This is a genomic window from Streptomyces phaeochromogenes (assembly GCF_001418655.1).
Lineage (GTDB): Bacteria > Actinomycetota > Actinomycetes > Streptomycetales > Streptomycetaceae > Streptomyces > Streptomyces phaeochromogenes.
Map to the genome: position 1 here is coordinate 1 of NZ_LIQZ01000508.1, position 7363 is coordinate 7363.

6 protein-coding genes are annotated in these 7363 nt (G+C 68.4%); 1 reads left to right on the forward strand and 5 read right to left on the reverse strand.

The genetic code is table 11. The features are described 5' to 3' along the window. Positions 1 to 168: 168 nt before the first annotated feature. Entirely contained in the window at positions 169 to 1806 is a 1638-nt protein-coding gene (locus AOK17_RS44200) for a glycoside hydrolase family 43 protein (RefSeq protein WP_055618300.1), read from the reverse strand. 43 nt (positions 1807 to 1849) lie between these two features. Further along, positions 1850 to 2968 carry a glycoside hydrolase family 62 protein gene (locus tag AOK17_RS44205; protein ID WP_245697771.1) on the reverse strand — a complete coding sequence of 373 codons (1119 nt, stop codon included), beginning with the start codon at positions 2966 to 2968 and terminating at the stop codon, positions 1850 to 1852. 552 nt (positions 2969 to 3520) lie between these two features. On the opposite strand from AOK17_RS44205, the gene AOK17_RS44210 reads away from it, so the two are divergent. Beyond that, positions 3521 to 4363 carry a hypothetical protein gene (locus tag AOK17_RS44210; protein WP_245697773.1) on the forward strand — a complete coding sequence of 281 codons (843 nt, stop codon included), beginning with the start codon at positions 3521 to 3523 and terminating at the stop codon, positions 4361 to 4363. A gap of 116 nt (positions 4364 to 4479) precedes the next feature. On the opposite strand, the gene AOK17_RS44215 is transcribed toward AOK17_RS44210, so the two are convergent. From AOK17_RS44215 to AOK17_RS44225, 3 genes are all read right to left on the reverse strand, one after another. Beyond that, the gene (locus AOK17_RS44215) at positions 4480 to 5889 is read right to left on the reverse strand and encodes a hypothetical protein (RefSeq protein WP_245697775.1); all 1410 of its coding nucleotides are present in this window, start codon (positions 5887 to 5889) and stop codon (positions 4480 to 4482) included. Positions 5890 to 6143: 254 nt separating this feature from the next. Further along, positions 6144 to 6875, reverse strand: a complete 732-nt coding sequence (locus tag AOK17_RS44220) for an SDR family oxidoreductase (RefSeq protein WP_055618302.1) — start codon at positions 6873 to 6875, stop codon at positions 6144 to 6146. A 138-nt stretch (positions 6876 to 7013) separates the two neighbouring features. Continuing rightward, a partial coding sequence (locus AOK17_RS44225; RefSeq protein ID WP_157881536.1) for an alpha/beta hydrolase family protein occupies positions 7014 to 7363 on the reverse strand: 350 nt, incomplete at its 5' end.

Here is a 7363-nt window from a genome sequence, read left to right on the forward strand (position 1 = left end):
GGGGATTCGGGCGCGGCGGTCGCGGTACCGGGCACCACCATGACGGCGGCGGCCAGCAGTCCCAATGCCGAGGCTCGGCGCCGGCTGAGCCGGTTGAGAAGGTTCACGGTTCTCCTCAGTACGGTCGTCGGATGCGGATGCGGATGCGGGTGGCGGGGTGGGCGCCCGTCAGGGCACGGACAGCTCGAAGCGCTCGACGCGGACCGAACCGCCGAGCGCCTGAGTGGCGTGGTTGAAGAGGGCGAACCGGTGGCCCATGAAGAACTGCCAGCTGTTGCCCATGGTGAAAGCGGGCCCCAGGCGGACGAAGTTGGTGCCGTCGGTGCTGTAGGAGAAGGTCCCGGGCCGGGCTGCCCCGGGGCGGATGTCGGCGTTCGCCCGCAGCCAGACGCGGGTCCCGGACACTCCGGCGCTCGCCACCTCCGTACCGGTGCCGGTAGTGTTCCAACTGCTGTCCATCGTCAGCCCGTTGACCATGACGACCCTTGTCGCACCGCCGTCCCGCCTGACGCCGATCCACGCGGACGAGTCACGCAGCAGCGCGAGCCCCGCCCGGTCGCCGTCCCGCATCGCGGAGTGGTCGAGCTGGATCGTCGCGGTGGACGTGGGTCCCTGGATGCGATGGGTGAGCGTGTTCCGGGCCCAGTACAGGTCGTTGGTGACCGTCGCGGTCCTGAGAGTCAGGCCGTTGCCGACGGTCCATCGGCTGTTGTCCGGGTTGTGGTTCCACTCCCACTTCGGCTTGAGGGCCATCCCGTCGAACGTGTCGACGCCGGTCATCGGGGATACCTGCCGGCGCGGGGCCGGGACGACTGGGCCGGGATACGACGCACCCCAGGCTCCGTCGACCAGCTGCACGACGGGCCAGCCGTCCGAGGTCCACGTGACCGGCGCCAGGACGGGGATCCGGCCGCCGGGGTACGCGTCCACGAACGCCAGGTAGTACCAGGCCCCGCCCGGTGTCTGGACGAGACCGCCCTGGTGCGGGACCCCGCCGCCGGCGACCGGTCCGCGCAGGTCGAGGAGCACCTGCCGCATCGTGTAGGGCCCGAAGGGACCGCTCGTCGACTTGAGGATGTACTGGCCGTTGGCCGGGCGGGTCAGGAAGATGTAGTGGTTCCCGTTGATCCTGTAGAAGCGCGAGCCCTCCAGGGTGCCGACACTCGACGGAGTGCTGAACACCTGCTGTGCGCGGACCTGGGTGCGTCCGTCCGCGGAGAGCTGGGCCACGCTGATGGTGGTGTTGCCGTACGCCACGTACAGCGTGTCGTCGGTGTCCACGAGCAGCCCCGCGTCGTAGTACGCGGTACCGATCGTGGTGAGTCTGCTCCAGGGGCCCTCGACGGCGGTCGCGGTGTAGATGTACGTCCTGGCGAAGTCGATCTGGCCGAGCCAGTAGAACGTCCGGTTGCTCGGGCGGTAGGCGAGTGATGACGCCCAGATGCCCCTGACGTAACCGCGCGCGCCGTTCAGGTCGTACTTGGACCCGAAGTCCAGCACCGGCACCGAGTGGCCGGCGAATTCCCAGTTGACCAGGTCGTACGAGCGGAGGATGGGTGCCCCCGGCGAGTAGTGCATCGTCGAGGCCGAGTAGTAGTAGGCGTTGCCGACGCGGATGATGTCGATGTCCGCGAAGTCCTGCCAGAGCACGGGGTTGGTGTACGACGCGGCGGCCGGGGAGTTCGGTGCCGCGGTGTGAGCCGCCGTCTGCGCGGCAGCGGTGCCGGGCAGAGCGGCTCCCACGACCAGGCCGCTCGCCGTGCTCAGTGCCTTCCGGCGACTGTGGGGTTGTTCGAGCCATGACATGTCGAACGCTCTCCTTGTACGGGGGACGAGGAGCTGCGGCGGATCAGCAGGTGCTGTTCGTCTGGGTCAACAGGCCGAGGCGATAGGGGAGTTGGGAGTAGTCGCCGCCGGCCGAGGGGTTGAGGCCCTGGTAGAGGAACTGCAGGCGGCAGGGGTTGATCGTCATGGTCTGGTCGTTGCCCGCGCGGACGAGTTCGCCGTGGCTGATGTCCTTGGTCCACGCGCCGGAGGGAAACGTCACGTTGGTGGCACGGGCGAACGGGTTCGCCTCGGTGGCCGCCAGCGGCTGCCACTGACCGGTGAGCCCCTGGGCCGTGAAGGAGCGGTAGTACCGCCTGCCGTCGCCGGCGAAGGCCTCCCAGAGCAGCAGATAGGTGTTCGTGCCCTGTACGCGGTAGACGGCGCCGCCCTCGAACAGGGCGAACTTGGAGTCCTGGAGCACGAGTTGGGTGTTGCGGAAGCCGCCCGGGAACTCGCCGACGCTGGTCTCGGAGCGGTACACATGGCCGTTGTCGTCCGCGGAGAACAGGTAGCACATGGCGCTGTCGCAGATGGTCCAGTAGTCGAGCGTGCCCGACGGGGCGGCGTTCTGGAACGTCCTGGGCGCCGACCAGCTCTGCGGGTTGCCCGGGTTCGTGCTCGTGGAGTACGAGGGCGGGCCGGTCTGGTAGACGAGGTACCACAGGTTCTTCGGCGCGAAGTAGAAGACCTGCGGGGCGGCCCGGTAACCGGTGCCGATGTTGGGGTTGGTGTCCAGGTAGGTGAGCGGGGCCGCCGAAGCCCCCGACCAGTCGGTGAAGCTCGTGTAGGCCAGGCTCCAGGATCCGGCCGTGTTCGCGGTCGTCATGAAGACGTGCCACTTGCCGTTCGCCTGGACCACCGTCGGGTCCTTGACGGAGACGACGGGGTGACTCGCGTCGGGCTTCGGGGAGATCAACTGGCCGCTGGAGGACCACGTGAAGCTGCTCGGAAGTTGCGCCGCGGCCTCCGATTCCTTCGGAGGCGGAGCGGAGTACGACCGAGTGGGGGCGGCGAGCAGCGACATGGCCAGGCCCAGCAGGAAGACCAGGGCCGCGCGGCGGGCGCGATGTGTGTGATGGGCGTGTTGGATGCGCTGGCTGTGGTGCTGGCACGGGCGTAAGTCGTGTGCGAGTGCGGGCATGCGGGCTCCCAGAGGGGGGTCGGGATGGGTGCTGTCGTGCCCGGTTCGCGCGGCGGGCGCATGAACCGCTGCGGCCAAGCCGTTGTTCGTGCAGTCGAACATCGACCGGCCAGTTGGACGTCTTGGATGATAGGAGCCTCACCGGGAGCGTCAATACCTCTCGCATCATTCGGTTCCCGGGCCGCATCTTTCGGTCTGGTCTCGCGGGCCCCCGAAGCCCGCTCCCGCCTCGGTATCCACCTCCGCGTCACGCCCTTCCCGGCCTGGGAACGCGAGTCGTGATCAAGTCGAAACATGGTGAACTCGTGAAGGATTGACGAGAGTTGTGAAAGGTGACAAGAATTCGGATCACTCCACTCCGCTGTGTCTCAAGCGAGTGAAGTGGCGCGAGTGACTCGGTCGCGCACGCCTTCGTTGCGTCCCCCCGCGTCGGTCACATGCGCTCAGCCACCTCCCACACATTTCGATCCACAGAGGCTCATTTTGTCGCGTTCGCAACAACCCAGAATTCCGGCTGCCCTCGCAGCGTCCGCTTTCCTCGCAGTCGCCGCCGTGCCCGTGTTCGGGGCGGGCGTCGCAAACGCCACGCCCGGCGGGACCTGCCAGTCGGCCACCGTCCAGTACCGCCTCGTCGGCGCCGACGGAGGTGTCGTGGGCGAGGACTGGACCTCGCAGGGCGGATTCCGTTCCTGGGACACCGTCCCCGGGCCCGTCGAGGTGCGGCTGGCCCCCGGCCAGAAGGTCGCGGACGGCTGCAAGTACCCCGTCTCTCTCGCCGAATACACCACCGAGGGGCCGAACTGGGCCACTTCCGGTCGCCAGACCATGGTGGACAAGGCCACCGTCTACCTCACCGCCGCGGACGTGGCCGGTGAGGACGACGCGAAGCGGACCTGGCAGAAGCTGGCCGTGAAGCTGCCCGACTGCTACGGCCAGATCGACCTGTACGGCGACGATGTCGCGTACGACGGCAAGACGGGCGAGGGGCACGGCCCCGCTCCCTACCAGCCCGACGGCGTCAACACTCCGTACCACCTCATAGCGGCGTGGAACGGCGGCGAGAAGGAGTGCGCCGACAGCCCGCCGGAGTCGCCCAGCCCGACCCCGACCCCTTCGGAGCCGACCCCGTCGACTCCCGCGGGCAGCACTCCGCCCGCGGAGGAGACGACTCCGCCGCCCACCCCCAAGCCCTCCGCGACGCCTCCCACGACGCCGGACGTGCCGCCGCTGTCGTCGAAGCCGCCCGTCACCCCTGAGCCGTCGTCCAGTGACAGCACGCCGCCGCTGGCGGAGACGGGCGCCGGCGCTCCGGTCGGCCTGATCGCCGGTGGCGCCGCCGTGGTGATCGCCCTGGGCGCCGGTGCGGTGTTCGCGGCCCGCTCGCGTCGCTCATGACCTACGCGTACGGGATCGGCCTCGTGCCGTAGCGCACGCCTACGGCTCCGCCTCCCGGCCGGCACCATTCGTGCCGGCCGGGAGGCGGAGCTGTTGCCCGAGGGGTCACATCACGTTCAGGGGGCGATGCCCACGCCGTCGATCCGGCTCCAGGACTTCTCCTGGGCGGCGCTCATGGCGGGCCAACGCAGCCCGCCCGGGCGGGGATTGACCCGTGTGGCGTACGAACGGGGGTAGAAACCCGGGTCGTAGAAGCAGCCGGTGCCGTACTTCTTGTCGAACGCTCCGCAGGACGCCGCGAGCGACTTAGCCGTCGGCTTCTTTCCGGTGCGTACCCAAGTGTTCAGAGCGGAGATCGAGTTGGCGTACTCGGAATTGCTCAGCCCGCTGTGTTCGCTTTCCCGGGTGAAGGTCTGCACGAGCGTCTTGTCCCGGTGCGCGCCCCGAAGGCTGTCGCGGTAGGCCGCCTCGTGCTCGATGAACGCCGTCGGATCGTCGATGGCGTGGAGCGTGAGGACGGGAATCGAGACCTTGCCCGTGAGATCGCTGTCGTACGACAGATCGCGAACGGCGGTCGGATCCGCGGAGAACCGCTCGACGCCCGCGTTCAGCGCCTTGTCGTCGTGGGAGCCGGAATAGCGAACGCCCTTGTTGCTGAACGGATTTCGCCCGCCGAGCCGGGTGTGCACGATATCGCGGAAGGTGAACGTCGCGAACCGCAGATGCGATTCCAGGGTGCGCTCCGGAATACCCGTGACCGCGAGGATGTCGTCCAGGTTGCGCTGCTGCAGAGCGGTCCGCTCCTCGGCGGGGGAGCCGAATCCCGTGCATTCCTCCAGGCGGGCGCGCAGCCCCGCGCTCGTCATGGTCGAGGTCGCGCGCAGCCCCTCCCACAGCGGGTACTGGGGTTCGGTGGGACGAGGATGGTTCTGGCAGTAGTACTGGTAGACCACCCGCAGGTCCACGCGGTAGTCGTAGCCTCGCGAGCCGCCGCCGAGCACGCCGTTGGTGAGCAGGGCGCCGTCGTAGGGGCCGTGCTTCTTCGCGCCGTATGTCTCCACGACCTTCGCGGCGACGTTTCCGCCCCAGGACTGGCCGTGCACATAGGTCCGCCTCGGCTTGTCGAACTCCTCGACGAACAGGCGGCGCAGATTCTCCGTGTCGGCGGCGGCCATCCGCGTCCCGTAACCACCGCGGCGATACGACGAGCCGGACCACGCATAGCCTTCGTCGACCATCACCGACCAGCGTTCCAGATCGCCGATGCTGCGGTCCGGGTCGGAGTCCGCGCCGAGATCGGGACCTCCGTGCGCGTGCATCACGAGCGAGCCGTTCCAGTTCTTCGGGACGGCGATCGCGTAATAGGCGCCGTTGGACTCCTGCCCCGTGTAACAAGTGGCCTTTCCGGTCAGAGTGGTTGGGCACTCCACGGAAGCCGGTCCGCCCGCGGTCGGAGAGGCGGAGGTGACGGCCGACGTCGGTCCGGCGAGTGTGCCGACGAGAATTCCCGCAAGGCCCGCGGCCATCGCGGCACGGCGGCGTCGAAGTCCGCTGGCCCCATTGCGGATGTCACGGATACCCGACGTTCCGAGTCTCGGCCGGTCCATGGGCGTACTCCCTCTCCTCATCGGCGCACCATTGCGCAGCGGGGCCGATGCTAAGGAGAGGCAGGCCGAAAACCCATGGCTTGATCATTTGCGTTCATAGTGTTCATCCGGCGGTGACCGCAGGCTCGCCGGGCAATCGTGGGCATTCCTGCGGTCGGGGCCGCCCGATGGGTTCAGGAGAGCCAGTCGGTGTAGCGGGTGGGCGCGATGTGGGCGTCCTTCGGGGCGATGAGGACGGCACCGCGGACGGCCGCGAACATGCCCGCGCTGTCGTCGGTCGTGACCGTGCGGCCGTCCGGGTGGGCGTCCAGCGTGATCCTGCCGAGCTCGTCGAGCCGGTAGACGTCGGGGCCCGCCACATTGCGGATGCCCCGCAACGGGGTGCCCACGGCGACCTCGGCGACCGCGGCGGCGACGTCCTTGGCCGCGATCGGCTGGATCGGTGTGCTGGGCAGCCGGACTGTGTCGCCGTCGGTGGTCCAGGACAGGACCGCGTCGACGAACTCCATGAACTGGGTGGCCCGGACGATCGAGTAGGGGACCGGCCCGGCCCTGAGCACGTCCTCCTGGAGGGCCTTGGCCCGGTAGTAGTCCAGCTCGGGCACCTGGTCCACGCCGACGATCGAGAGGATGACGAAGTGCTGGACGCCACCCTTCTGGGCGGCCCCGAGGAGGTTGTCCATCGAGGTCTGGAAGAACGCCGGGGAGGCCTCGTCGAAGGTCGGGGAGTTCGTCAGGTTGATGACGGTCTCGGCGCCCTCCACGGCCTGTTCCAGGCCCTTGCCCGTGATGACGTCGACTCCGGTGGACTGGGAGTGGGGCACCGCGTCGTGCCCGGCTTCGTTCAGTTCCGTGACGACCTGCGAACCGATCAGTCCGGTACCGCCGATCACTGCGAACTTCATGACACGGCCTTTCCGTCTAGGTCCGTCGCTTGGCATACCAACCGCTCCCGATTCGGGAGGGATCGTACGAGAAACGGTAGAGGAAGGTGCGAGCGGTCGCTCGGCATCCGGTGAGTGCGGACAGCCGACGGCGATGGGTCAGCGCAGATGCTTCTCGAAGAAGTCCATCGTCGTGTCCATCGAGGCCGGCCACTGCGGGGCGAACGTGTGGTGCTCGCCCTTGTACTTCACCAGCTCGACGTCCTTGCCCGCCTTCTCGAACGCGGCGGTGGTCCGCTCCGACCAGACGATGGGGCAGCTCTCGTCGGCCGTGCCGTGGTGGATCAGCAGCGGTTCGGTCACCCGGTCGACATAGGTGATCGGGGAGGCTTCCCTCCAGAACTTCGGGTTCTCCTCCGGGGTGCCGTGCATCTTGTCGATCTCCGCGACGACCGGGTCGCCGTCGCCGCGCTGGAAGTGGTCGATGTTCTCGTCCGGACGAGAGCTCA